This window comes from Mesorhizobium sp. M4B.F.Ca.ET.203.01.1.1, assembly GCF_004791025.1.
Lineage (GTDB): Bacteria > Pseudomonadota > Alphaproteobacteria > Rhizobiales > Rhizobiaceae > Mesorhizobium > Mesorhizobium abyssinicae.
On sequence record NZ_SRUO01000226.1, the window covers coordinates 1 to 302 of the forward strand.

A 302-nucleotide genomic window follows, 5' to 3' on the forward strand; every position below is an offset into this window, starting at 1 on the left:
CCAACTTCGGTCGAGCCGGTGAAGCTCATGGCGCGCACGCGGGCATCGGCGCACATCGCACCGACGATGGTGCGCGCATCGCCGGTGATGACGTTGAAGACACCGGCCGGCAGCCCGGCACGCTCGCCGAGTTCGGCCAACGCCAAAGCCGACAGCGGCGTTTCGGAAGACGGATGCGCCACCACCGTGCAGCCGGCAGCCAAAGCTGCCGCCGCCTTGCGGGTGAGCATGGCCGACGGAAAGTTCCAGGGCGTGACGACGCCGACGACACCGATCGGTTCGCGGCGCACGCTCATCTCGGC

At 69.2% G+C, this 302-nt stretch carries 1 protein-coding gene; it reads right to left on the bottom strand.

Going from position 1 to position 302, the window contains the following annotated elements:
- A partial coding sequence (locus EN846_RS34425; RefSeq protein WP_135928149.1) for an aldehyde dehydrogenase family protein occupies positions 1-302 on the bottom strand: 302 nt, incomplete at both ends.